The following is a 22188-nucleotide window of genomic DNA, read 5'->3' as shown; positions in this document are numbered from 1 at the left end:
GTGGCTGTTCGAAAACCATCGCATCGCGCGGAACGTTACCGTATCGCGATCAGATGACCACTTCGACGCCCTCGCCGGGTGGTTTATCTGACACCCGTTCGGATTCCAACGCCTGTTGAAGGATGATGACCGCGGCCGCCTGGTCGATGACCGAGCGTCCCTTCTTGGACTTCACTCCCGAGGCGCGCAGTCCCTGACTGGCCGTCACGGTCGTCATCCGCTCGTCGACCAGCCGGACCGGCACCGGCCTGATGCCCTTGGCCAGCTCCTGGGCGAAGGCCCGGACCTTGACGGCGGCCGGACCCTCGCCCCCCTTGAGGGAGCGCGGGAGGCCGACGACGACCTCGATCGGCTCGTATTCCTCGACCAGCTGCCGCAGCCGGCGGTGGGCGGCGGGGACGTCCCGCCCGGGGACGGTCTCGACGGGGGTCGCCAGGATCCCGTCGGGGTCGCACGAGGCGACCCCGATCCGGGCGTCCCCGACGTCGACGGCGAGCCGACGTCCTCTGCGCATCCTCGTAACCGTTTCTTACTTGGCGGTCTCGGCCACGAGACGCTCGACGGCGTCGATGGCCTCGCCCACGGCGGCCGGGTTCTGGCCGCCGCCCTGGGCGACGTCCGGCTTGCCGCCGCCACCGCCACCGAGGGTCTTGGCGGCGGTACGGACCAGGTCACCGGCCTTGAGGCCGCGGTCGCGCGCGGCGTCGTTGGTGGCGATGACCGTGAGCGGCTTGCCGTTGTTGACCGCGAACAGGGCGACCACGGCGGCGCGTCCGCCCTGGATGCGGCCCCGCACGTCGAGGACCAGCTTGCGCAGGTCGTCCGGCGTGGTGCCGTCCGGGACCTGCCCGGTCACCAGGGCGATCCCGCGGACGTCCTTCGCCGAGTCGACCAGACCGCCGGCGGCCTGCAGCACCTTCTCTGCACGGAACTTCTCAATCTCCTTCTCGGCGTCCTTCAGCTTGCCGAGCATGGCGGAGACCTTCTCGGGGAGCTCCTCCGGGCGGCCCTTGACCAGCTCCTGGAGCTGGGCGACGACCGTGTGCTCACGGGCCAGGAAGTTGTAGGCGTCGACGCCGACGAGGGCCTCGATACGGCGCACACCCGAGCCGATCGACGACTCGCCGAGCAGCTTCACCAGGCCCAGCTGGGCGGTGTTGTGCACATGGGTGCCGCCGCACAGCTCCTTGGAGAAGTCGCCGATGGTCACCACGCGCACCCGCTCGCCGTACTTCTCGCCGAACTCGGCGATGGCTCCCTGCTTCTTCGCCTCGTCGATGCCCATGATGTCGGCGCGCACGTCCAGATCGCGGGCGAGCACCTCGTTGATCTTCTGCTCGACGTCGGTCATCACGGCCGTCGGGACGGCGGACGGCGATCCGAAGTCGAAACGGAAGCGGCCGGGCTGGTTCTCCGAACCGGCCTGGGCGGCCGTCGGGCCGAGGGCGTCGCGCAGCGCCTGGTGGGTGAGGTGGGTGGCCGAGTGGGCGCGGGCGATGGCGGTCCGGCGGCGCTGGTCGATCGCGGCGTGGGCCTTGGCGCCGACCGTCACCTCGCCGACCTGGACGACGCCCTTGTGGACGTAGACGCCGGGGACCGGCTTCTGGGTGTCGCGGATCTCGATGACGGCACCGGTGTCGACCTTGATCCGGCCGGTGTCGCCGATCTGCCCGCCGCCCTCGGCGTAGAACGGGGTGCGGTCCAGGACGACCTCGACCTCGTCGCCCTCGGTGGCGGCCGGCGAGGAGACGCCGTCGACGAGGATGCCGACGATCGTGCTCTCGCCCTCGGTGTCGGAGTAGCCGATGAAGTCGGTCTCGCCGGTCTTGTCGGCGATCTCGCGGTAGGCGCCGGCGCCGGCGTGCCCGGTCTTCTTGGCCTGGGCGTCGGCCTTGGCGCGGTCCCGCTGCTCCTTCATCAGGCGGCGGAAGCCCTCCTCGTCCACGGCCAGGCCCTGCTCGGCGGCCATTTCGAGGGTGAGGTCGATCGGGAAGCCCCAGGTGTCGTGGAGCAGGAAGGCCTTGTCGCCGGCGAGGACCGTGCCGCCGGACTCCTTGGTCTCGGTGACGGCGGTGTCGAGGATGTTGGTGCCGGCCTTCAGCGTCTTGAGGAAGGCGTTCTCCTCGGCGACGGCGACCTTCTCGATGCGCTCGCGGTCGGTGACCAGCTCCGGGTACTGCTGGCCCATCATCCGGATCACGGTGTCGATGAGGTCGAGGACGACCGGACCGGTGGCGCCGAGCAGCCGCATGTTGCGGATGGCGCGGCGCATGATCCGGCGCAGCACGTAACCGCGGCCCTCGTTGCCGGGAGTGACGCCGTCACCGATGAGCATCACCGACGTGCGCATGTGGTCGGTGACCACGCGCAGCGAGACGTCCGAGCCGTGCGCGTCGCCGTAGGCCACGCCGGTCAGCTCGGTGGCCTTCTCGATGACGGCCATGGAGGTGTCGATCTCGTACATGTTCTGCACGCCCTGCAGAATCATGGCGAGCCGCTCCAGGCCGAGGCCCGTGTCGATGTTCTTGCTCGGCAGCTCGCCGAGGATCTCGAAGTTGTCCTTGCCGATGCCCTCGCCACGCTCGTACTGCATGAAGACGAGGTTCCAGATCTCCACGTACCGCTCGTCGTTGACGGCCGGGCCGCCCTCGACGCCGAACTCGGGGCCGCGGTCGTAGTTGATCTCGGAGCACGGGCCACAGGGTCCGGGGACGCCCATGGACCAGTAGTTGTCCTTCATGCCGAGGCGCTGGATGCGCTCCTTGGGCACGCCGACGACCTCGTGCCAGATGCGCTCGGCCTCGTCGTCGTCCTGGTAGACGGTGATCCAGAGCTTCTCCGGCTCCAGGCCGTAACCGCCCTTGTCCTGGGGGCTGGTGAGCAGCTCCCAGGCGTACTTGATGGCGCCTTCCTTGAAGTAGTCGCCGAAGGAGAAGTTGCCGCACATCTGGAAGAAGGTGCCGTGCCGGGTGGTCTTGCCGACCTCTTCGATGTCGGGGGTGCGCACGCACTTCTGCACGCTGGTGGCGCGCGCCCACGGCGGCTTGACCTCGCCGAGGAAGTAGGGCTTGAAGGGCACCATGCCGGCCGGGACGAGGAGCAGAGTCGGGTCGTCCGCGATGAGCGACGCCGAAGGGACGACGGTGTGACCGCGCTCCTCGTAGAAGCTCAGCCAGCGGCGGCGGATCTCTGCCGACTCCATCAGTGGTCCTCATTCCGGTCGTACGAGTACGTCGTGTTCTCGATGTACTTCGGGTTGCTGCGGTTGTTCTCGATGGCGGTGAACCGCCGGGGTGCGGGGAGTTCGGGGTCCGCGTCGATGCCCAGCGCGTCGCCCAGCTCCGCTTCCCGCTGGGCCATGTTCTCGCGGACGTCGAGCGCGAAGCCGATCGCCCGGTCCTTGATCCGGTGGCCGGTCTCCAGCGCCTTGTTCGCGGCGGTGGCGGCGAGGCTCTCCGGGGTCAGCTGCCGGAGCTTGCGGTTGACCTTGGTGGTGGCCCAGACACCGGCGGCGACACCGGTGGTGAACCAGAAGGTACGGCGGAACATCTGCCTGGCTCCTACTTTCCCCGGTTCTTCCGCCGTGCGGCGGGCACGGTCCGGCCCACGATCACGGTACGCCTGGGCTCCCTGGCGGGCACGTCCGCCTTGCGGCCGGACAGTGCCCGGCGCACGCCGTAGCCGAACGCCGCGACCTTGACCAGCGGGCCGCCGAAGGTGGAGGCGACGGTGGTCGACAGCGCGGAGGCGTTGGAGGTGACCTCCTGGACGTCGGAGGCGATCGCGTCGACCCGGTCGATCTGGGTCTGCGCGGAGCGTACGGCCGCGGAGGCGTCGGCGAGCAGCGGGACGGCCTGGTCGGTCACGTCCGCCACGAGCTTGGTGGTCGCCCTGAGCGTCTGGGCCAGCCTCACGAGAGCCACCGCGAGGAAGGAGACCAGGATCGCCCAGAAGACGGCCACCAGGATCCCGGCCACCTCTCCACCGGACACCGCGCGCACCTGCTTCCCGCTCTTCCGCGAAAAATCAATGGAGCCCCGAGCCTATCGCGCGGGGCGTCGGGCTCCGAACCGGATTACCGCGCGCGAGCGGCGGAGTTGCGGGAACCGATTGTACGGACCGAACACGGTTAAGTACGCTCCGTGTCCCATGCGAGGTCCTCAGCGCCCCGACCCCCCGGCGGACGGCAATCTGCCCCTGGAACTGACCGCGTTCGTGGGCCGCTCGGCCGAACTCCGCGAGCTGGCCGGGGCCCTGGAGTCCGGCCGGCTGGTGACGGTGACCGGGGTCGGCGGGGTCGGCAAGTCCCGGCTGGCGGCGCGGGCGGCCGCCGCGGCGGCGCCCCGGGACGGGGTGTGGCGGGTGGAGCTGGCCGCGGTGCGCGATCCGCGGTTCGTGGAGTACGCGGTCGTGGAGGCGCTGGGGCTGACAGACCACACCACCCGGCTGCCGCGCGAGACACTCCTGGAACACCTGGCCGGCCGCCGTTGCCTGCTGCTGCTCGACGGCTGTGAGCACCTGGTCGAGAGGTGCGCGGACCTGGTGGCCGACCTGCTGCGGCGGCTGCCCGGACTGACCGTGCTGGCGGCGGCGCGGCGGCCGCTCGGCGTGGCGGGCGAGCGGCTGTTCCCGCTGGCACCGCTCGGCGAGGACGAGGCGGTCGAGCTGTTCGCCGAGCGCGCCGAGCGGCAGGGGCTGGGGGTCCGGGACGGCGTGGAGGTACGGGAGGTGTGCCGGCGCCTCGACGGGATCCCGCTGGCGATCGAGCTGGCGGCGGGCCGCCTGCGGATGCTGTCGCCGGGGCAGCTCCTGAAGCGGCTCGACGACCGGTTCCGGCTGCTGACCGGCGGCGGGCGCGACGGGCTCCCCCGCCATCAGACGCTGCGCACCGCGATCGGCTGGAGTCATGAACTGTGCACCCCCGCCGAGCGGTTGCTGTGGGCGCGGCTGTCGGTGTTCGCGGGCACCTTCGACCTGGAGGCCGCCGAGTACGTGTGCGGCGGGGACGGGCTGTCGTCCGAGGGGGTCCTGGACGTGCTGGCGGAGCTGCTCGCGCAGTCGGTGGTGTCCCGGGAGGAGACCCCGGCGGGGGTGCGCTACCGGATGCTCGACACCGTACGGGCGTACGGCGCCGACTGGCTGGCGGCGATCGGGGACGCGAGGCGGCTGCGGCGCCGGCACCGCGACTGGTTCATGGGACTGGCGACCTGGTGCGAGCTGGACTGGTTCTCGCCGCGGCAGGGCGAGGTGGCCGCGCGTGCCGAGGCCGAGCTGGCGAACCTGCGAGCCGCCCTGGACCACTGCCTGACCGAGCCGGACGAGGCGCATCTGGGCCAGTACCTGGCGGCCTCGCTGTGGTTCTACTGGGCCGGCTGCGGGCGGCTCTCGGAGGGGCGGCGCTGGCTGGAGCTGAGCCTGGAGCTGGACTCGGGGTACCCGCGGTCCCGGCTGAAGGCGCTGTGGGTGCTCGGCTACGTGGCGATCCTGCAGGGCGACGCGATGCCCGCGCTGGCCGCGCTCCAGGAGTGCCGTGAGGAGGCCGAACTGGCCGCCGACCCGACGGCGGTGGCGTACGCGGAGCACCGCACGGGCTGTCTGGCCCTGGTCACCGACGACATGGCCCGCGCGGAGACGCTGCTGCGCTCGGCGCTCGGCCGCTACCGGGAGATCGGCGAGCTCAACAGCAACGTCCTGATGGGCCAGGTCGAACTGGCGATGGTCCGGGCGTTCCTCGGCGATCTGCCGGACGCCGTGCGGCTGTGCGAGGACGTGCGGCAGGTGTGCGAGGACCACGGCGAGCGCTGGACCCGGTCGTACGCGCTGTATGTGCTGGCGTACGCGGCCTGGCGGGACGGCGATCACGCGGCCGCCCGCGAGCTGCTGACCGACTGCCTGGGCCATGCGCACGGCTTCCACGACCTGCTGGGTTCGGTGCTGGCGATCGAGCTGCTCGCCCTGGTGACGGTGACCGAGGGGGATCCGGCGGAGGCGGCGGTGCTGCAGGGTGCGGCGGGGCGGATGTGGCCGTCGGTGGGGCTGCCGCTGTTCGGCTCGGCCCACTACAACGCCCCGCACGAGCTGTGCGAGGCGACGGCCCGGCGGACGCTGGGCGAAGAGCGGTACGCGGAGTGCTTACGGCAGGGGGCCCTGCTGGACCGGGAAGCGGCGGTGGCCCGGGCCCTGGAGTACTTCGGGGTACGGCCGCTGGACGCGCTGCCGTCGCCGCGCGGGCCGGTACCGCGGCGGGAGGACGGTGCCGGCATGCGAAAGCCCGCCACCTCCCCCACCCGCAAGGGCGGGGAGACGGCGGGCTGACGCTGGAGTGCTGCGCCGGGGCTGGGATCAGCGGGCGTAGTACTCGACGACGAGCTGCTCGTCACAGATGATCGGAACTTCCTTGCGGTTCGGCTCGCGGTCCAGGCGGAACGCCAGGGCCTTGAGGTTCACCTGCAGGTAGCGCGGGATCTCGCCGTCGGGGGCGAAGCCACCCTCACGGGCGATCTGGAAGAGCGTCTTGTCCTTGGAGCGGTCGCGAACCTGGATCACGTCGTCCGGACGCACGCGGTAGGACGGCTTGTCGACCTTCTGACCGTTGACCTGGATGTGGCCGTGGACGACCATCTGGCGGGCCTGGTAGATCGTGCGGGCGATGCCCGAACGCAGGACCAGCGCGTCGAGGCGACGCTCCAGCTCGATGATCAGGGCCTCACCGGTCTTGCCCTGCACCTTGGAGGCACGCTCGTAGGCGCGGACGAGCTGGCGCTCGGACACGTCGTACTGCGCGCGCAGACGCTGCTTCTCGAGCAGACGGACCTTGTAGTCCGAGTTCTGCTTGCGGCCGCGGCCGTGCTCACCCGGCGGGTAGGGGCGGGCCTCGAAGTACTTGACGGCCTTCGGGGTCAGCGCGATACCGAGGGCACGCGACTTCTTGACCTTGGGGCGGGACTGGTTCGCCACTTGTCTCTTTCTTCCTTCTGATATCGGCTCGTCAGGGTTGAGGGAGGTCGCAATCCGCAGCCGGGGAGACCCTCCGGAACCCGTTGCCGGGCCTGGTGGGCAGCCGCTCCCCTGGTCTGGGCACATACGTGCAGCACGCGAGTGGCCCACCGGCCGGTCCCGCCGTGCGGCGAGGGGTGGTGGGCTGCCCGCGACACCGTTCGACGGTGCGCGACGCTCCTGGAACCCCCTTGCGAGGGTTCCGGCCGACTGTCCCGCTCTGACAGCGCGGGACTCAGCGCTGCGAGGGATTCTACAGGCTGCTCAGGACCGCCTGCGACCGAGGTGCTTCCTGGTCCACTCGACCGCGTCCGCGTAGCGCGCCTCGGAGCCGTGCCGGGTCGGGGCGTAGTACTCGCGGTCCTTGATCGGGTCGGGGGCGTACTGCTGCTCGGCGATGCCCTCGGGCAGGTCGTGCGGATAGACGTACCCCTGCGCGTGCCCCAGCTTGGCGGCGCCCTTGTAGTGGCCGTCGCGCAGGTGCGGGGGCACCTGTCCGGCCAGCCCCTTGCGTACGTCCTCCAGGGCGGCTCCGATCGCCGTGGTCGCGGAGTTGGACTTGGGAGCCAGGGCGAGGGCGATGGTGGCGTGGCTGAGGGTGAGGGCGGCCTCGGGGAAGCCGATCATGGCGACGGCCTGGGCGGCCGCCACCGCTGTGGGCAGCGCGTTCGGGTCGGCGAGGCCGATGTCCTCGCTGGCGGAGATCATCAGGCGGCGGGCGATGAAGCGGGGGTCCTCCCCGGCCTCGATCATCCGGGCCAGGTAGTGCAGGGCCGCGTCGACGTCGGAGCCCCGGATGGACTTGATGAGGGCGCTGGCGACGTCGTAGTGCTGGTCGCCGTCCCGGTCGTACTTGACCGCGGCCCGGTCGACGACCTCCTCCAGGGTCACCAGGCCGATCTCCGTCTCGCCCTTGTCGAGGGCGGCTCCGGCGGCGGCCTCCAGGGCGGTCAGGGCGCGGCGGGCGTCGCCGCCGGCGATCCGCAGCAGGTGCTCCTCGGTGTCCTCGGGAAGGGCGACGGAGCCCTTCAGGCCGCGCTCGCCGGTCAGGGCCCGGCGCAGCAGGCCGCGGACGTCGTCGTCGGTGAGCGGTTCGAGGGTGAGCAGCAGGGACCGGGAGAGCAGCGGGGAGATCACCGAGAAGTACGGGTTCTCCGTCGTCGCCGCGATCAGGGTGACCCAGCGGTTCTCGACGGCCGGGAGCAGGGAGTCCTGCTGGGCCTTGCTGAAGCGGTGGATCTCGTCGAGGAAGAGGACGGTCTCCTTGCCGTATCCCCCGGTGGCTCGGCGGGCGCCGTCGATGACCGCGCGGACCTCCTTGACGCCCGCGGTGATCGCGGAGAGCTCCACGAACCGCTTGTCGGTCGCCTTGGAGACGACGTAGGCGAGGGTCGTCTTGCCGGTGCCGGGCGGGCCCCAGAGGATCACCGAGGCGGGGCCGCCCGATCCCTCGCCGACCAGCCTGCGCAGCGGGGATCCCGGCTTCAGCAGATGCCGCTGGCCCACCACCTCGTCGAGGGTGCGCGGGCGCATCCGCACTGCCAGGGGGCTGCCGGCGGGGTCCTTCTCCTGGCGGTCTTCCGCGGCTGCGGTGAAAAGGTCGGGTTCCACGCTGAAACCCTAAATCACCGCACTGACAACGCGGCGCGCGCTGTCAGCTGGTCCAGAAGTCCCACCAGCGGGTCAGGATCAGCATGCCGATGATGCCGATGTGCAGGACCGGCAGCACCCAGGTGAACTCGCCGAAGAACGACTTCAGCCAGTTCGGGGCCGGCAGGAAGCCCTTGCGGACGTTGAAGGAGGTCACGTACCAGAACATGATGATCGTGGCGACCCAGGCCAGCGAGCACCACAGGCACAGCGCGTTGATCCGGTACAGGGACTGGAACTGCAGCCAGGTGCAGAATCCGACGCCGAAGAGGGTGCCGAAGTTGAAGGTCAGCCAGTACCAGCGGGGGAAGCGGGCACGGGCCAGCAGGCTCATGCCGACGCAGACGACGATGCCGTAGCAGACCAGGCCGAGCATCGGGTTCGGGAAGCCGAAGGCGGCGGCCTGCTTGGACTCCATGACGCTGCCGCAGGAGACGACCGGGTTGAGGCTGCACCCGGGGGTGAACGTCTTGCCTTCGACCTTGGCTTCCAGCAGCTTGAACTTGTCGATCGTGATGACCCAGGCGGCCAGCAGGCCGGCGGCGCCGGTGATGATCAGCAGCAGCCCGAAGGCGAGGCTGCCGCCCTCGGTCCGCGGTGCCGCGGAGGCGTGCTCGGGCTCGGGCTCGGTGGAGACGTCGTGGACTGTCGTCTTGCTCATCACGCCGATTCCGTCTGTTTGAGAGGTGGAACTCCTTCGGGCAGGGGCCATTGTGCCGCACGAGGCGCCCTGTCCACCGTTCGGTGGACATAAGGAAGTACGCACGGTCCTCCCGGAGCGTCCGGTTCTGGCCGATGCTCGGGACATGACAGCACACGCGAACGAACTCGCGGGGGACGTGCGGGGGCTGCGCAAGCGGTACGGGGGCGTGACCGCGGTGGGCGGTGTCGACCTGGGCATCCGGCGAGGTGAGGTGTTCGGCCTGCTCGGACCCGACGGGGCGGGCAAGAGCACGACGGTGGAGATCCTCCAGGGCAACCGGACCAGGGACGGCGGCGAGGTCTCGGTGCCGGGGCGGATCCGGCGACGGGCACGCGCGCGGGGCGGTCCCGGGTGGGAATCGTCTGGCAGGACGAATCGGCGCCCGCCGAGTTGACGGTCCGCGAGACGGTGCGGCCCTTCGCGCACTACTACCCGCGGCCGCGCGACCCGGAGCGGGTGACCGCCCTGGTCGGTCTCGAAGCCAAGGCCGACAGCCGGGTCAAGGCACTCTCGGGGGCCAGCGCCGCCGGCCGGACGTGGCGCTCGGGGTGATCGGCGGCCCCGAACTGCTCCTCCTGGACGAGCCGACGACCGGTTTCGACCCGGCGGCCAGGCGGCAGTTCCGGGATCTCGTCCGGCTCCTCGCGGACGAGGGCACCACGATCCTGCTCACCACCCACTACCCGGAGGAGGCGGAGGCGCTCGCGGACCGGCTGGCGACCGTGGCCGCCGGCCGGGTGGTAGCCGACGCGGCCAGCGGGCCGCAGGCGGAGACGCTGGCGGCCGAACTCCGCCCCGACACGGTGCTGATGGACCTGCGGATGCCGGGCGGCGCGGGCGTCGACGCGATCGTCCGCATGTCCGAGGCGGGGCTGCCCTGCCGGGTGGTGGTGCTGACCACGTACGAGAACGGCAGGGACACTGCGCGCCGTCGAGGCGGGTGCCGCCCGCTACCTGCTCAAGGATCTGCCCCGGGGTCAACTGGCGGACGCGGTACGGGCGGACGCGCGGTGCGAGACGGTGCTGGCGCCGTCGGTGGCGGCGCGGCTGGTGGACCGGCTGCGGGTCCGGCCGGAGCGCCCCCGCCTCTCGGAGCGTGAGGTGGCGGTGCCGCGCCCGGTCGCCGACGGCTGCACGAACGCGGAGATCGGCCGCCGGCTCTTCATCGGGGAGCCGACGGTGAGGACGCACCTGCTGCGGGCCTTCGCCGAACTCGGTGTGGACGGCCGGACGGCGGCGGTGACGCACGCGATGCGGTTCGGGCTGCTGGACTGAGCGGGGGTGAGGGGGCCCGCGGCCCCCTCACCCTGCCGGGCTCAGCCCAGCCTCGTCTCCAGCTCCGCCACGATCTCGTTCACGCCGATCGACGTCTGCTCGCCGGACTCCATGTCCTTCAGCTGGACGACGCCCTCGGCGAGGTCGCGCTCGCCGGCGACGATCGCGTAGCGGGCCCCGCTGCGGTTGGCGTTCTTCATCGCGCCCTTGAGGCCCTTGCCGCCGTAGGAGAAGTCCGCCGCGACGCCGGCCCGGCGCAACTCGGTGACCTTGGCGAACAGGATCCGGCGCGCTTCCTCGCCGAGCGGTACCGCGTAGACGCTCGTCGGGGAGGGGATGTCGAGTCCGACTCCCTCCGCCTCCAGCGCCAGCACCGTGCGGTCGACGCCCAGCGCCCAGCCGACGGACGGCAGCGCGGGGCCGCCGATCATCTCCGACAGGCCGTCGTAGCGGCCGCCGCCGCCCACCGCGGACTGCGAACCCAGACCGTCGTGGACGAACTCGAAGGTCGTACGGGTGTAGTAGTCCAGGCCCCGTACCAGCTTCGGGTCGTCCTCGAAGGCCACGCCCGCGGCCGTGATCAGTTCACGGACCTCCTCGTGGTACGCCTTGCAGGCGTCGCAGAGGTAGTCGCGGAGCAGCGGGGCACCGCCCAGCTGCTTCTGGACCGACTCCCGCTTGTCGTCCAGGACCCGGAGCGGGTTGATCTCCGCCCGGCGCAGGGTGTCCTCGTCCAGGTCCAGGCCGCGCAGGAAGTCCTGGAGCGCGGCCCGGTACACCGGACGGCACTCCTTGTCGCCCAGGCTGTTCAGCAGGATGCGGAAGTTCCTGAGGCCCAGCGAGCGGTACGCCTGGTCGGCCAGGATGATCAGCTCGGCGTCCAGCGCCGGGTCCTCCGCGCCGATGGCCTCGGCACCGACCTGCGAGAAGTGGCGGTAACGGCCCTTCTGCGGACGCTCGTAGCGGTAGTACGAGCCGGAGTACCAGAGCTTGACCGGCAGGTTGCCGGTCTTGTGCAGGTTCGCCTCGAGGGCGGCGCGCAGGACGGACGCGGTGCCCTCGGGGCGCAGCGCCAGCCTGTCGCCGCCCTTCGTCTCGAAGGCGTACATCTCCTTGGTGACGATGTCGGTCGACTCGCCCACCCCGCGCGCGAACAGCTCCACGTTCTCGAAGCCGGGCGTCTCGATGTAGCCGTAGCCGGAGCCGCGCAGCGGCGCGGCGATCGCCTCACGCACGGCCAGGTACTTGGCGCTCTCCGGCGGGATCAGGTCGTAGGTGCCCTTGGGGGCCTGAAAGGTGCTCACGGAAGGTCTCTCGTCACATTCCTCGTCGGGGAGCGTCCGCGCTCCCGAGGCCGGTCGCCACCTGCCGCAGATAGGCGTTGGTGGCGCGCTCCTGGCCGATGGTCGTCTGGGGGCCGTGGCCGGACAGCACCACGGTGGAGTCGTCGAGCGGCAGGCAGACACGGGCCAGTGAGGCCAGCATGTCGTCCATGGAGCCGCCCGGCAGGTCCGTGCGTCCGATGGAGCCGGCGAAGAGCAGATCGCCCGAGAAGAAGACCGACGGGACGTCGGCCGTCTGCGGCATCTGGAAGGTCACCGACCCCTTGGTATGGCCCGGCGCGTGCGCGACGGAGAGTTCGAGTCCGGCCAGCTCCAGCTTCGCGCCGTCGGTCAGTTCGAAGACGTCGTCGGGCTCCCCCACCGTCAGCTCGCCCATCAGCGGCATGCCGATGGACCGGCCGAGCGCCTTCTCGGGGTCGCTCATCATGTACCGGTCCTCGGGGTGGATCCAGGCCGGCACGTCGTGCGCGCCGCACACGGGGACGACCGAGGCCACATGGTCGATGTGGCCGTGGGTGAGGACGACGGCGACGGGCTTGAGCCGATGCTTCTTCAGTGCTTCCTCGACGCCTTCGGCGGCCTGGTGGCCGGGGTCGATGATCACGCACTCCGCACCGGCGGCGGGGGCGACGAGATAACAGTTCGTCCCCCAGGCCCCGGCGGGGAACCCGGCAATGAGCACGATCGTCCTTTGTTGTGTCGGTTCGGGTGGCTACCAGCTGTGGTCCAGAGCCTACCGGCGCTGCCGTTTCCTCAGCGAACCCATATACGGTACGGGGCTACACGCAGTGGTCGGCTCACACAGCGCACAGGACGCACGCGTACCGGTCGACATACGACACGCATGAGGAGAGAACCCGGTGGTCACCCAGGAGCAGCGGCGGCGTCAGCTCGCCCGGGAGAAGTTCTTGCGGCAGCAGCAGCGGCGTACCAGCGCACGGCGCAAGTCACGCATGCGCAACTCCGTGATCGCGTCCGTCCTCGGCGTGATCGTGATCGGCAGTGTGGCGCTGTACACGACCGGCGTGCTGAAGAACGACGACAAGGCGAACGTCAGCTCGGAGACGACCCCGAGCGCCGCGCCGTCCGCCAGCAAGCCGGCGGACCCGTGCGCGAAGCCCGCCGCCGGCAAGGTGGCGAAGCTGAGCTGGAAGAAGGAGCCGGCGATGTCGATCGACACGTCGGCGGACTACACCATGAAGCTGGCGACGACCTGCGGTGACATCGACGTGGCGCTGAAGACGGCGGCCGCCCCGCACACGGTGAACTCGTTCGACTTCCTCGCGTCGAAGGGGTACTTCGACCACACCAAGTGCCACCGGCTCACCACCAACGGCATCTACGTGCTGCAGTGCGGCGACCCGACGGCCACCGGCAGCGGCGGTCCCGGGTACACGATTCCCGACGAGAACCTCAAGGACAAAAGCCTGACGGGCGGCGTCTACCCGGCGGGCACGATCGCGATGGCCAACACCGGCCAGAAGCACACCGGCGGCAGCCAGTTCTTCCTGGTCTACCAGGACAGCCAGTTGCCGGCCAGCTACACCCCGTTCGGCACGGTGGACGCCGCCGGACTCAAGGTCCTCAAGAAGATCGCGGCCGCCGGCGAGAGCACCGGAGCCGGTGACGGAGCCCCGAACGCGACGGTCGTCATCAACAAGGCGACGGTCACGAAATCCTGAGGTCCGACTGCGAAACTTCGGTCGCGCGGGATGCGGACAGGCAACCCGCCGGTCGCCTATGTTGGCCGTGACGAAACTGTGGACGATGCCCGGGGGCGCTGAGGCCCCTCGCGGGCATCATGTGGAGGAGGCGCTGTGAGCAGCGACCCGTGGGGCCGCGTCGACGAGACGGGGACCGTGTACGTGCGTACGGCCGACGGCGAGCAGGTCGTCGGTTCCTGGCAGGCCGGCTCCCCTGACGAGGCGCTGGCCTACTTCGAGCGCAAGTACGAAGGCCTGGTTGTCGAGATCGGCCTCCTCGAGAAGCGAGTGCGGACCACCGACCTGTCCGCCAAGGACGCCCAGGCCGCCATCGACCATCTGCGCGAGCAGGTGGAGGCGCACCACGCGGTCGGTGACCTGCAGGCGCTGCGGAACCGGCTCGACGAGCTGGTCAAGACCGTCGAGTCGCGTCGCGAGGAGCGCCGGGCGCAGCGTGCCAAGCAGTCCGACGAGGCCCGCAAGGCCAAGGAGGACCTGGTCGTCGAGGCGGAGCAGCTGGCCCAGTCCGACCAGTGGCGGGCCGCCGGTGAACGGCTGCGCTCCCTCGTGGACACCTGGAAGGGCCTGCCCCGGCTGGACCGCAAGTCGGACGACGAGCTGTGGCACCGCTTCTCGCACGCCCGGTCGGCGTTCTCCAAGCGCCGCAAGGCGCACTTCGCGCAGCTCGACTCGCAGCGCGAGGACGCCCGCAAGGCCAAGGAGAAGCTGGTCGCCGAGGCCGAGGCGCTGTCGGACTCGACCGACTGGGGTCCGACGGCCGCGCGTTACCGCGAGCTGATGACGGAGTGGAAGGCCGCCGGCCGCGCCCAGCGCGAGCACGAGGACGACCTGTGGAACCGCTTCCGCGGCGCCCAGGACGTGTTCTTCGCGGCCCGCGGGTCCGCCTTCGCCGAGCGGGACGCGGAGCAGACCGAGAACCTGAAGCTGAAGGAGGAGCTGGCCGTCGAGGCCGAGAAGCTCCTGCCGATCACGGACCTGAAGTCCGCGCGGGCCGCCTTCCGCTCGATCAACGAGCGCTGGGAGGCCATCGGCCACGTGCCGCGCGACGCGCGTCCGAAGGTCGAGGGCCGGATGCACACCGTCGACCGGGCCATCCAGGAGGCCGAGGAGACCGAGTGGCGGCGGACCAACCCGGAGGCACGCGCGCGTGCCGCGGGTCTGACCGGCCAGCTGCAGGCCGCCGTGGACAAGCTGAGGGGGCAGATCGACCAGGCCCGCGCCCAGGGCAACACGTCGAAGGCGGAGAAGCTGGAGCGTGAGCTGGAAGGCCGACAGGCGCTCCTGGACCAGGCTCTGAAGGGCCTCCAGGAGTTCGGCGGCTAGCGCGCAGGACGATTCCCACGAGAGGGGCCCCGTACGACGTCGTACGGGGCCCCTCTCGTCGTCTCCCGGGCCCTACGACCGGTTGCGGGCCGACGTGACCCGGTAGACGTCGTAGACGCCCTCCACGCCCCGTACGGCCTTCAGGACGTGGCCCAGGTGCTTGGGGTCGCCCATCTCGAAGGTGAACCGGGAGGTGGCCACCCGGTCGCGGGAGGTCTGGACCGCCGCGGAGAGGATGTTGACGTGCTGGTCGGACAGGACACGGGTGACGTCGGACAGCAGCCGGGAGCGGTCCAGGGCCTCGACCTGGATGGCGACCAGGAAGACCGAGGACTGGGTGGGCGCCCACTCGACGTCGAGGATGCGCTCCGGTTCCCGGGACAGCGACTCCACGTTGACGCAGTCGCTGCGGTGCACCGACACGCCGCTGCCGCGGGTGACGAACCCGATGATCGGGTCGCCGGGTACGGGCGTGCAGCAGCGGGCCAGCTTGACCCAGACGTCGTCGACGCCCTTGACCACCACACCGGGGTCCTGGCTGCTGCGGCGCTTGCTGCGCCGGCCGCGGGACGGCGGTACCGCCTCGTCGATCTCCTCGGTGGCGGCCTCCTCGCCGCCGAGCGCCTGCACCAGCTTCTGCACGACGTTCTGCGCGGCGACATGACCCTCGCCGATCGCCGCGTACAGCGAGGAGATGTCCGGGTAGCGCATCTCGTGGGCGAGCGTGACCAGCGAGTCGCCGGTGAGGATGCGCTGGATCGGCAGGTTCTGCTTGCGCATCGCGCGGACGATGGCGTCCTTGCCCTGCTCGATCGCCTCGTCCCGACGCTCCTTGGAGAACCAGGCGCGGATCTTGTTGCGGGCGCGCGGTGACTTGACGAAGCCCAGCCAGTCCCGGGAGGGGCCGGCTCCCGGTGCCTTGGAGGTGAAGACCTCGACCAGGTCGCCGTTGTCCAGGGTGGATTCGAGCGGTACCAGGCGGCCGTTGACCCGCGCGCCTATCGTGCGGTGGCCGACCTCGGTGTGCACGGCGTACGCGAAGTCGACCGGGGTGGCCCCGGCCGGGAGCGCTATGACGTCGCCCTTGGGGGTGAAGACGAAGACCTCGTTGCGGGACAGGTCGAAGCGCAGGGACTCCAGGAACTCGCTGGGGTCCTCGGTCTCCTTCTGCCAGTCCAGCAACTGCCGCAGCCACGCCATGTCGTTGAGGTGGTCGTCCTTGCCCTTCCCGGACGACTTCGGCACGTCGGTGCGGACCTTGGAGGCGCCGGCGACGGCCTCCTGCTTGTACTTCCAGTGCGCGGCGATGCCGTACTCGGCGCGGCGGTGCATGTCGAACGTGCGGATCTGGAGTTCGACGGGCTTGCCGTTGGGGCCGATGACCGTGGTGTGCAGCGACTGGTACATGTTGAACTTGGGCATCGCGATGTAGTCCTTGAAGCGCCCCGGAACCGGGTTCCAGCGCGCGTGGACGGTGCCCAGGGCCGCGTAGCAGTCGCGGACGGTGTCCACCAGGACGCGGATGCCCACCAGGTCGTAGATCTCCGCGAAGTCCCGGCCGCGGACGATCATCTTCTGGTAGACGCTGTAGTAGTGCTTCGGCCGGCCGGTGACGGTCGCCTTGATGCGGGCGGCGCGCAGGTCGGCCTGGACCTCGTCGGTCACTATGGCCAGGTACTCGTCACGCTTGGGGGCGCGCTCGGCCACCAGCCGGACGATCTCGTCGTACATCTTGGGGTAGAGGATCGCGAAGGCGAGGTCCTCCAGCTCCCACTTGATGGTGTTCATGCCCAGGCGGTGGGCGAGCGGCGCGTAGATCTCCAGGGTCTCGCGCGCCTTCTTCTCCTGCTTCTCGCGCTTGAGGTAGCGCATGGTGCGCATGTTGTGCAGCCGGTCGGCGAGCTTGATGACCAGGACGCGCGGGTCCTTGGCCATGGCGACGACCATCTTGCGCACGGTCTCGGCCTGCGCCGCCTCGCCGAACTTGACCTTGTCCAGCTTGGTCACGCCGTCGACCAGCAGCGCGACGACGTCGCCGAAGTCGCGGCGCAGGTCCTCCAGGCCGTACTCGGTGTCCTCGACGGTGTCGTGCAGCAGGCCCGCCATCAAGGTCGCCGGGTCCATGCCCAGCTCGGCAAGGATCGTGGTCACCGCGAGCGGGTGGGTGATGTACGGGTCGCCGCTCTTGCGCTTCTGCCCGCGGTGCCAGCGTTCGGCGACCTGGTAGGCGCGCTCGATCTGGCGCAGCGTGGCGTTCTCGGTCTTGGGGTCGTTGCTGCGGACTATGCGCAGCAACGGTTCGAGGACCGGGTTGTACGGGTTGGCGCGCTGCACGCCGAGACGGGCCAGGCGGGCACGGACGCGGTTGGAGGAGCCGGTGCGCGCGGGCTGGCCGCTGTTGGGGCGGGTCGTGGGACGCTCGGCCGGGGCCGGTTTGGGGCGCGAGGACTCGGCCGACTTCTCGGCGGGCGCGGACTGGGCGTGCTCGACCGGCCCACGGGTGTCGTTCTTGGTCTGCGACACGTTCGGCGCGGGCTTGGCCGCGGGCGCCGAGGCGTGCTCGGGCTTGGCGGCGGTCAGTGGCTGGGCCTCGTCTGGCAAGAGGGCTCCTCGTGCGCGATCCGGGTCCCCCGGTCAGGCTCCGGAGTGCCCATGGTAGCGATCCTGGGCCATGTCATCGCCTGCAGGCGGAACCGGGAACCGTATACGGGAGTAACACGGGAGGCCACCGAGGGATTCCGAGCGGGTGGCCTAAAGGGTTGCGCGGGCCCCGGACACACGCGAACGGCCGCCCCCGAGGGGCGGCCGTTCGATCAGCCGTACGACGCTCAGATCTGGAGGAGAGCCTCCAGCGGCGCTCCGTCCAGGGCCGGCTCCAGGCGGGCGCGGCCGCTCAGGAAGCCCAGCTCCATCAGGACCGCGACGCCCGCGACCGCGGCGCCGGCCCGGTGGATCAGCCGGATCGAGGCCTCGGCGGTGCCGCCGGTGGCGAGCACGTCGTCGACGATCAGGATCCGGTCGCGCACGCCGACGTCCTCGGCGTGCACCTCGATCTCGGCCGAGCCGTACTCCAGGTCGTAGGCCTGGCTCAGGGTCGCTCCGGGGAGCTTGCCCGCCTTGCGGACCGGGATGAAGCCGAGGCCGGCCCGGACCGCGACCGGGGCGCCGAGGATGAAGCCGCGGGCCTCCAGACCGACGATCTTGGTGGCACCGGTGCGCGTGGCGATCTCCGCAAGGGTGTCGGTGAGCGCGGTGAACGCGGCGGGGTCGGCCAGCAGCGGGGTGATGTCCTTGAACATCACGCCCGGCTCCGGGTAGTCCGCGACGTCCCGGATGCGGCTGAGCAGCAGCTCCCGGATGTCGGTCATCGGCGCTTCCCCGACGGACGCCCGCGGCCGCCCCTGTTGCGGGGGGAGGCGGGCTGGTTGCGCGGGCCGACGACGGCCGGAGCGGCGTCCTCGGGTCCCTCCGCGCCACCGACCCGGGCCCCGGCGAGCTCCTCCTCGGCGGCGGCCTGGGCCCGCTTGGCGAGGACGCGCTTGCGCAGCGCCTTCATCTGCGGCTCGGCCTCCTTGAGGTCGGCGACCAGCGGCGTGGCGATGAAGATCGACGAGTAGGCACCCGCGGCCAGACCGACGAACAGCGACAGCGAGATGTCGTTCAGCGTGCCCGCGCCGAGGACGCCGCCGCCGATGAACAGCAGACCCGCGACCGGCAGCAGCGCGACCACCGTGGTGTTGATCGAACGGACCAGGGTGCCGTTGATCGACTGGTTGGCGATGTCGCTGTAGGTGAACCGGGTCTGCTTGGTGATGTCCTTCGTCTGCTCCTTGAGGCTGTCGAAGACGACGACCGTGTCGTAGAGCGAGTAACCGAGGATCGTCAGCAGACCGATGACCGTGCCGGGCGTGACCTCGAAGCCGACCAGGGCGTAGATGCCGGTCGTGATCGTGATGTCGTGGATCAGCGCGACCAGGGCCGCGATCGCCATCCGCCACTCGAAGGCGATCGCCAGGTAGATCACCACGAGGACCATGAAGATGGCGAGGCCTTCCCAGGCCTTGTTGGCGATCTGGTCACCCCAGCTGGGCCCGACCAGGTCGGCGGCGATGGACTCCGGGTCCAGCTTCATGTCCTTGGCCAGTTCGGCCTTGGTGGCGTCCGACTTCTCGGTGTCCATGCCGGCGATCTGGATGCGCAGACCGCCCGTGCCGAGCTTCTGCACGACCGCGTCGTGACCGGCGGCCTGCTGCGCGTAGGTCTCCGCCTGGGAGACCGAGACGCTGGTCTTCGGGGTGGTGAAGACCGCACCGCCCTGGAAGTCGATGCCCATGTTCAGGCCGCGCACCGCCAGGCCGACGATGGCCGTGATGGTGATCAGGATGGAGACGCCGTACCAGATCTTGCGCTTGCCGACGAAGTCGTAGCTGATCTCGCCGCGGTGGAGTCGGGCGCCGAGGCTGCCGAGTTTCGACATCGCTCACGCTTCCTTCGGGTCGACAGGGCCGGCGACGGGACCGGCGGGACGGCGGGTGCGGCGCAGCGGGGGCTTGGCGCCCAGACCCTTCGGGTCGAGCCCGGACCACTTGTGGCCGCTCGCGAAGAACTTACGCCGGGCGAGGATCGTCATCAGCGGCTTGGTGAAGAAGAAGACGACGACCACGTCGAGCACCGTGGTCAGACCGAGGGTGAACGCGAAGCCCTGGACCTTGCCGACGGTCACGATGAACAGCACGGCGGCGGCCAGGAACGACACGAAGTCGGAGACCAGGATGGTGCGCCGGGCGCGCGGCCAGGCCCGCTCGACGGCGGGACGCAGCGTGCGGCCCTCGCGGATCTCGTCCCGGATGCGTTCGAAGAACACGATGAACGAGTCCGCCGTGATACCGATCGCGACGATCGCACCGCAGACGGCCGGCAGGTTCAGCGCGAAGCCGATGGCCGGGCCGAGCAGCGCCATGAGCACGTAGGTCAGGATCGCGGAGACCAGCAGGGAGGCCATCGCGACCAGCGACAGGCCGCGGTAGTAGACCACCAGGTAGATCACGACCAGGGCGAGGCCGATGGCACCGGCCAGCAGACCCGCGTGCAGCTGCTCGCCGCCGAGCGCGGCGGTGACGGTGGTGACGCTCTGCTCCTTGAAGGACAGCGGGAGCGCGCCGTAGGACAGCATGTTGGAGAGGCTCTGGGCCTCCTCCTGCGTGAAGCTGCCGGAGATCTCCGCCTGTCCGCCGGTGATCGACTGGCTCACGTACGGGCTGGAGACGACCTCGCCGTCCAGGACGATGCCGAACTCGTTCTGCGGCTGCTGGTTCTTGGCCAGCTCGGCGGTGATGTCCGCGAACTTCTTGGCTCCGCTGGAGTTGAAGTTCATCTGGACCTGCCAGCCGGCGGCGGTCTGCGTGTCGAAGACGGCCTGGGCCTTCTTGACCTCGGTACCGTCGACGGCGGCCGGGCCGAGCACGTACTTGTACCAGACACCGGAGATCTGCCCGCAGGCCACCGTCGAGTCGGTGGGCTTGGCGCTCTTGCCGGCCGTGGCGCGCTGGGCGGCCTTGGAGCAGTCCAGCGCGGTGTACTGGGCCTCCAGCTTGCTGGCCGCGGCGGAGGCGCTCGGGTCGACCGAGGCGGAGGGGCTCGCGGACGAGTTCGCGGACGCCGAGGAGGACGGCGTGGAGTCCGCCTTCAGGGCGTCCGTGAGGGCGCGGCCCTGGGAGGTGGCGGACGAGGAGGGCGAGGCGGACGAACCGGTCGCCTTCTCGGACGACGACGCGCTGCTCGACGGGCTCGCGCTGGTGCTCGGGGAGGCGCTGGAGCCGCCGCTTGCGGACGCGCTCGGGGAGGCGGTCGCAGCGGCGCCGGCGCTGGCCTCGCTGGCCAGGACCGGACGGAAGTACAGCTTCGCGGTGGTGCCGACCTGCTGACGGGCCTCCTCGGAGTTGGTGCCCTTGGGGATGTTGACGATGATGTTGCTCGTCCCCTGGGTCTGTACCTCCGCCTCGGACACACCGAGGCCGTTGACACGGCGGTTCATGATGTCGACCGCGGTGTCCATGTTGGCCTTGTTGATCGCGTTCGGCTGGCCCGGCTCGTTCTCCGCCTGCAGCGTGATGCTCGTGCCGCCGGCAAGGTCGATGCCGAGACGCGGAGTGGTGTGCCCCGAGGCGAACATCCCTCCGGTGAGCGCCACGATGGCGATCAGGATCAAGGCCAGCGAGCGCCCTGGCTTGCTCTGGGCGCTCGCGCTCCGGCCCCTCTTAGGTGCTGCCACCTTCTCGTACTCCCTCTCGGGCCGCCGCGCGCCTGGTCGGCGCGGTCGGCCATGACATGGTGTCGGGATCCCGTGCGGGAAACAGACGCGCCCGGGGTGCGCCCGGCACGCCTGACGCGCGCCGTGCTCCCCGGGACACGGCTACTTCGTGTCGGAGTCGCCGTCGGTCTTCTTCGGCTCTTCGTCGGCCTTCGCCTCGGAGGGCTCCGTCTCCTCGGCCTTGGCCGCCACCGTGTCCTCGGCCTTCTCGTCGGCCTTCTCCCCGGCCACGTCCTTCTTGCCGAAGTCGACGGTCTTGTCGCCGGAGGCGGCGGCAGCGCCGGCGGGCTCGCCGTCGGTCTCGGTGAGGGAGGAGGCGTTGTCCGGAACGATGTCGGTGTCGGACTTCAGGTCGTGCTCGATGCCGTGCACGATGCGGTTGTACTCGTCGTCGGTCAGCACCGCGCCGATCGCGTTCTTCGCGAAGAGGAGGTCGACACCCGGGCCGGCGTCGAGGAGGACCGTGTCCTCGTTGACTTCCTTGACCGTCGCGTACATGCCCCCGATGGTGCGGACGCCACTGCCGGGCTGCATCTCGTTCCGCATCTGCTTCGCCTGCTGCTGGCGCTTCCGGTTGGAACGCGTCATCAGGAACATGGCTGCGATAAGGACGATGAAGAAGAGAAGAGGCAAGGTATTCACGAGACGGAATTTCCTTCGCGCAGCCGCGGCGGAGAGCGGCCTGGATGATGGGGGTGTGGTCGGCGCCGCCCGCAAAGGCAGCATCGGCGGAGTCTAAGCGAGTCCGCGCGCATGGAACAACGCTCAGCATGGCACCTGGGTTCCTGCACCCGCCAATGCCCCGCCGTCACGAAGAGATCACGTCTGCCCCACGGGCCCCGCGGGGCGGCGGCCCGACGACCG

General features: G+C 70.4%; 18 protein-coding genes and 1 pseudogene. 5 read left to right on the top strand and 14 right to left on the bottom strand.

The genetic code is table 11. The annotated features are described in order from the left end of the window. Positions 1 to 49: 49 nt before the first annotated feature. The 4 genes from ruvX to ACFXI4_RS22990 are packed head-to-tail and all read right to left on the bottom strand — an operon-like array spanning position 50 to position 4001. Positions 50 to 514: a Holliday junction resolvase RuvX gene (gene ruvX / locus ACFXI4_RS23005; protein WP_384993827.1), complete on the bottom strand. Its 465-nt coding sequence runs from the start codon at positions 512 to 514 to the stop codon at positions 50 to 52. A gap of 15 nt (positions 515 to 529) precedes the next feature. Then, a complete protein-coding gene (alaS, locus tag ACFXI4_RS23000) occupies positions 530 to 3202 on the bottom strand; it encodes an alanine--tRNA ligase (protein ID WP_384993824.1) in 2673 nt (890 codons plus the stop codon). Continuing rightward, the gene (locus ACFXI4_RS22995) at positions 3202 to 3549 is read right to left on the bottom strand and encodes a hypothetical protein (RefSeq protein WP_384993821.1); all 348 of its coding nucleotides are present in this window, start codon (positions 3547 to 3549) and stop codon (positions 3202 to 3204) included. The genes alaS and ACFXI4_RS22995 overlap by 1 nt, the downstream gene beginning before the upstream one ends. Before the next feature lie 11 nt (positions 3550 to 3560). After that, positions 3561 to 4001, bottom strand: coding sequence for a DUF948 domain-containing protein (locus ACFXI4_RS22990; RefSeq protein WP_384993818.1), 441 nt, complete (start codon positions 3999 to 4001; stop codon positions 3561 to 3563). 148 nt (positions 4002 to 4149) lie between these two features. Between ACFXI4_RS22990 and ACFXI4_RS22985 the strand changes: the two genes are divergently transcribed. Beyond that, on the top strand, positions 4150 to 6315 hold the full coding sequence (locus ACFXI4_RS22985) for an ATP-binding protein (protein ID WP_384993816.1): 2166 nt from the start codon (positions 4150 to 4152) through the stop codon (positions 6313 to 6315). Positions 6316 to 6342: 27 nt separating this feature from the next. On the opposite strand, the gene rpsD is transcribed toward ACFXI4_RS22985, so the two are convergent. From rpsD to ACFXI4_RS22970, 3 genes are all read right to left on the bottom strand, one after another. Continuing rightward, positions 6343 to 6957 (bottom strand): 30S ribosomal protein S4, encoded by a 615-nt coding sequence (rpsD, locus tag ACFXI4_RS22980; RefSeq protein ID WP_351707197.1) that lies wholly within the window; start codon positions 6955 to 6957, stop codon positions 6343 to 6345. Between the two features lie 303 nt (positions 6958 to 7260). Continuing rightward, the gene (locus tag ACFXI4_RS22975) at positions 7261 to 8607 is read right to left on the bottom strand and encodes a replication-associated recombination protein A (protein ID WP_384993812.1); all 1347 of its coding nucleotides are present in this window, start codon (positions 8605 to 8607) and stop codon (positions 7261 to 7263) included. Between the two features lie 43 nt (positions 8608 to 8650). Further along, positions 8651 to 9307 carry a vitamin K epoxide reductase family protein gene (locus tag ACFXI4_RS22970; protein WP_384993809.1) on the bottom strand — a complete coding sequence of 219 codons (657 nt, stop codon included), beginning with the start codon at positions 9305 to 9307 and terminating at the stop codon, positions 8651 to 8653. 145 nt (positions 9308 to 9452) lie between these two features. On the opposite strand from ACFXI4_RS22970, the pseudogene ACFXI4_RS22965 reads away from it, so the two are divergent. Both ACFXI4_RS22965 and ACFXI4_RS22960 read left to right on the top strand, forming a co-directional pair. Further along, positions 9453 to 10254 (top strand): annotated as a pseudogene (locus ACFXI4_RS22965) (ATP-binding cassette domain-containing protein); the annotation flags it as partial. 196 nt (positions 10255 to 10450) lie between these two features. Beyond that, positions 10451 to 10624 (top strand): LuxR C-terminal-related transcriptional regulator, encoded by a 174-nt coding sequence (locus ACFXI4_RS22960; protein ID WP_384993807.1) that lies wholly within the window; start codon positions 10451 to 10453, stop codon positions 10622 to 10624. 41 nt (positions 10625 to 10665) lie between these two features. Here the strand turns inward: ACFXI4_RS22960 and hisS are convergent, their stop codons facing one another. Continuing rightward, positions 10666 to 11928, bottom strand: a complete 1263-nt coding sequence (gene hisS, locus ACFXI4_RS22955; RefSeq protein ID WP_384993805.1) for a histidine--tRNA ligase — start codon at positions 11926 to 11928, stop codon at positions 10666 to 10668. A 13-nt stretch (positions 11929 to 11941) separates the two neighbouring features. Then, positions 11942 to 12649: an MBL fold metallo-hydrolase gene (locus ACFXI4_RS22950; protein WP_362713793.1), complete on the bottom strand. Its 708-nt coding sequence runs from the start codon at positions 12647 to 12649 to the stop codon at positions 11942 to 11944. A 178-nt stretch (positions 12650 to 12827) separates the two neighbouring features. On the opposite strand from ACFXI4_RS22950, the gene ACFXI4_RS22945 reads away from it, so the two are divergent. Then, positions 12828 to 13649 carry a peptidylprolyl isomerase gene (locus tag ACFXI4_RS22945; RefSeq protein WP_384993801.1) on the top strand — a complete coding sequence of 274 codons (822 nt, stop codon included), beginning with the start codon at positions 12828 to 12830 and terminating at the stop codon, positions 13647 to 13649. Positions 13650 to 13784: 135 nt separating this feature from the next. Beyond that, positions 13785 to 15014 carry a DUF349 domain-containing protein gene (locus ACFXI4_RS22940; RefSeq protein ID WP_362713789.1) on the top strand — a complete coding sequence of 410 codons (1230 nt, stop codon included), beginning with the start codon at positions 13785 to 13787 and terminating at the stop codon, positions 15012 to 15014. Between the two features lie 72 nt (positions 15015 to 15086). On the opposite strand, the gene ACFXI4_RS22935 is transcribed toward ACFXI4_RS22940, so the two are convergent. The 5 genes from ACFXI4_RS22935 to yajC form a co-directional block, all read right to left on the bottom strand. Continuing rightward, a complete protein-coding gene (locus ACFXI4_RS22935; RefSeq protein WP_384993798.1) occupies positions 15087 to 17615 on the bottom strand; it encodes a RelA/SpoT family protein in 2529 nt (842 codons plus the stop codon). A 227-nt stretch (positions 17616 to 17842) separates the two neighbouring features. Then, complete coding sequence (locus ACFXI4_RS22930; protein ID WP_362713785.1) at positions 17843 to 18382, bottom strand: adenine phosphoribosyltransferase; 540 nt, start codon at positions 18380 to 18382, stop codon at positions 17843 to 17845. Continuing rightward, the gene (gene secF, locus ACFXI4_RS22925) at positions 18379 to 19491 is read right to left on the bottom strand and encodes a protein translocase subunit SecF (RefSeq protein WP_362713783.1); all 1113 of its coding nucleotides are present in this window, start codon (positions 19489 to 19491) and stop codon (positions 18379 to 18381) included. The genes ACFXI4_RS22930 and secF overlap by 4 nt, the downstream gene beginning before the upstream one ends. Positions 19492 to 19494: 3 nt before the next feature. Then, positions 19495 to 21285 (bottom strand): protein translocase subunit SecD, encoded by a 1791-nt coding sequence (gene secD, locus ACFXI4_RS22920; protein WP_384993795.1) that lies wholly within the window; start codon positions 21283 to 21285, stop codon positions 19495 to 19497. A gap of 141 nt (positions 21286 to 21426) precedes the next feature. Further along, the gene (yajC, locus tag ACFXI4_RS22915) at positions 21427 to 21966 is read right to left on the bottom strand and encodes a preprotein translocase subunit YajC (protein WP_384993793.1); all 540 of its coding nucleotides are present in this window, start codon (positions 21964 to 21966) and stop codon (positions 21427 to 21429) included. Positions 21967 to 22188: the final 222 nt, after the last annotated feature.

Origin of the sequence: Streptomyces sp. NPDC059224 (genome assembly GCF_042754285.1) — a bacterium.
Taxonomy (GTDB): Bacteria; Actinomycetota; Actinomycetes; order Streptomycetales; family Streptomycetaceae; genus Streptomyces.
The sequence above is the reverse complement of the archived record's forward strand: the minus strand, read 5'-3'. Positions and strand labels throughout refer to the sequence as shown.